1 protein-coding gene is annotated in these 2,437 nt (G+C 71.0%); it reads right to left on the bottom strand.

What is annotated here, in order from left to right; all coding sequences use genetic code 11:
* On the bottom strand, positions 1-2,266 hold a 2,266-nt coding region (locus E1285_RS46325), incomplete at its 3' end, for a DUF6049 family protein (protein ID WP_165967044.1).
* Positions 2,267-2,437 lie beyond the last annotated feature (171 nt).

Below are 2,437 nucleotides of genomic sequence, written 5' to 3'. Positions count from 1 at the left end.
GCCCTGGGGTGGTGGGCCCTGTGGCGGGGAGCCCTGCCCCGGGTGTCCCGGGGAGTTCGGAGGCGGGTATCCCGGGCCCTGCGAACCCGGGGCCGGGGAACCCGTCCCCCGGTTCTCCCGTCCCTGCTGGTCCCACTCCGGTCGACCCGTCACTGCCTGCCTCTGCATTCCGGCGGCGCCTTGCTCTGATGGCCCGCACTCCGACGCCCACGAAGAGTACGGCAAGTCCGCCCCCCGTGATGAACAGAGCGATGCGCCCGTACCCGGTGGTGACGACGGTGATGGTTTCGCCGTCGCCGAGCGTCCGGCCGCCTGATTCGGGGATCACCAGGTCCAGGCGCACGCGGAAGTTGCCGTTGCCCGCCGCCTGCGCCGGGATCCACCGCTGCGCCCGCTCGCCGGGCCGCAGCTCGATGACCGACTCCTCCCGGTCCAGCTCCCCGAGCTGCAGCTTCGCGGTGTTCTCCGACGTCGCGACGAGCCGGACCTTCACCGACTGGTTGGTGAGCGTGTTCTCGACGAGCACCGGCAGCTTGCCCGAACTGCCCCCCATCAGCACCCGTTTGTTCTTGGTGGTGACGATGCGGACCTCGCGCATGTCCGATTCGATCCGGTCCGCGAGTGCGTTGCGGGCCCGCTTGGCGCGGCCGGGCATCACCCGCCACGCCACCGATTTCGTCCGCAGCAGGGCGCGCTCGTAGGAGATGTTGATGTCGTTCGTCATGACGGACCGGAACGTCGCCGCCTGGCGGGAGGCGGCCCGCACCTGCGCGAGGTGCGCCTCGCCCAGCTCGTAGCGCTCGTAGGCGTCGGGGTAGCCGTTGAAGGCCCTGGCCTGGGGCGCGGCGGACTCGATCTTGCTCAGCGGCATCTCCCGCAGCCAGTCCGCGTCCTGCGTGTAGTTCAGCAGGTTCTCGGCGAGGCCCGGCGCGGGGTTCCAGTGCCGGTCCGGGGCGACGACCACGGTGCGCTGCAGGTTCGGCGCCTCCGCCGCGATCATCGCCGTCTCGGCGAGGAAGCGCTGCTCGGTCGCCAGCGGCCCCGCCTCGCGGTCACTGACGATCTTGTTGAGCTTCTCGTCGTACAGCAGGGCGTTCTTCTTGCCCGCCTCCGTCTGGACCGTCGTGGTCGCGTTCGGCGGGCCCCCGGTCGCGGGGTTCTGGAACTGCGAGCTGCTCATCAGGAACGTCCCGCCGTCCTTCAGCGTGTTCCTGGCGAGCTGTTCGAGCGTTCCAGGACCCCCGGCGCCGTGCGGCGGCCATGCGACATGCGCGTCCGCCGCCCGCCCGAGAGCCTGTGTCGCGACACCGGTGTTGCGGTCGTCGAAGGCGACGCCGATGTCGCGGGTCATCTTGTGGCGGACGAGCGCGACGACGTCGGGGTCGCCGTACGGGACGGTGAAGTACGGGTCGCCGTTGACCGCCTTCTTCAGGTCCGCCAGCCACGCCGCCGCGACCGTGCTCTTGGGCTTCTTCGTCGCCTTCTGCGAGCCGAGGGGGTTCACGGTGTAGTCGCCGGACGCCATCCGCTGGGCGTCGTCCAGCAGGGCCGGGTCGATCCCCCACGTGACCGGGGTGTCGGTCGCGGCGGCGGCGTCGACGAGCGTGCCGAGCCGCCCGTTGGGCGACATGTCGCTGGTGAGCTGGTCGTCGAAGAACGTCTGGTCGTCGGTCCTGTGCATCCGGTCGATCAGCGGCCACACCCAGCTGATCGCCACCGGCTTGGCGTTCGCCTGCTCCGGCATGAACGTCAGGAACGTCGTCACGCCGCCGACCACCTGCTGCGCCGAGTTCAGCACCTCGACGCCCACCGGGTAGACGCCGGGGGTTCCCGTCGTGGTGTTCAGCCGCAGCGCCCTGGTGCTGGTCTTGAACGTCCAGTTCTGCATGGCGCCCGGTTCGGCGGCGTCCCCGAGGCGCTGCTGCGGGCCGATGTTGGGCAGTTGCTGCGGCCGGGTGGAGGCGAACTGGTCGAGCTGGCTGCGGCTGCCGACCGGCTGCGTGCCGTAGCGCAACCTCAGGCTGAGCCCGTCGAGCCGGCCGTGCGTGCGGTTCTTCGCCACCCCCGAGATCTCGATCTTCGAGTTCTCGCGGACCGTCTTCGGGTTGACCTTCGTGAGCGCGAGCCCCACCTCGGCCCGCTTCTGCGCCTGGGCCGACGCCACGGCCGAGGCCCCCAGGGGCGTCGGCCCCAGAGTCATCGGCGGAGCCATCGCGAAGCAAGGCAGCAGAGCGGCCAGCGCGACCGCACGTCTGAGCCGTCTCACGCCGTGTCCACCCAGGGGCCACCCGGCGCCGCGCCACCTGCGAAAGCCGCACCGGCCACGGACCTGGCCGCCTTGGAGCGGCGGGCATGAATATCCCGCACCACGGGGAGAGTCTATTGCAGTGCCCTCCTCCTCGGGCCTGGAGGCCGCGTCAGCGGACCGGGTGACGGG

The organism is Actinomadura sp. 7K507, assembly GCF_004348425.1.
In the GTDB taxonomy this organism is placed as follows: Bacteria; Actinomycetota; Actinomycetes; order Streptosporangiales; family Streptosporangiaceae; genus Spirillospora.
Note: the sequence above shows the minus strand (reverse complement) of the source record. Positions and strands in the feature narration are given on the sequence as shown.